This window comes from Leucobacter sp. 1207-22 (assembly GCF_052850455.1).
In genome coordinates this window covers 1-438 of record NZ_VXCR01000010.1, presented here as the reverse complement: position 1 = coordinate 438, position 438 = coordinate 1, and the positions used below count along the sequence as shown (strand labels likewise).

At 59.4% G+C, this 438-nt stretch carries 1 protein-coding gene; it reads left to right on the top strand.

Annotation, left to right across the window (positions count from 1 at the left end; genetic code table 11):
• Positions 1 to 438: hypothetical protein (locus tag FW756_RS11720; RefSeq protein ID WP_446430337.1), on the top strand; the 438-nt coding region annotated here is incomplete at both ends.

The window sequence follows — 438 nt, the reverse complement described above, 5'->3', positions numbered from 1 at the left end:
ATCAAGCGATGCATCCACTACCGCTGCAGCAGATGCTGATGCCTCGGCAGATGCTACCGCTGCAGCAGATGCTGATGCTGCAGCAAGCACTGATGCTAACGTGAACGCTTCGGCTTCAGCAGCTGCTTCGGCAAACGCGGATTCTGAAAGCAACGCAGCCGCTCAGGCAGCAGCTCAGGCAGCAGCAGACGCTGATGCCAACGCGGTAGCTTCAGCTGCAGCAGACGCGACCGCAAACGCTGCAGCTCAAGCAGCCGCAAACGCTGATGCATCGTCCAACGCGTCACAAGACGCAACGACTGACGCAAATGCTGCGGCAGCAGCAGCAGCAAACGCTTCTGCTGACTCGACTGCTAACTCAGCACAGAACGCTAACGCTTCGGCAGCAGCAAACGCTAACGCCAGCGCTGCAGCTCAGGCAGCAGCAGATGCAGACGC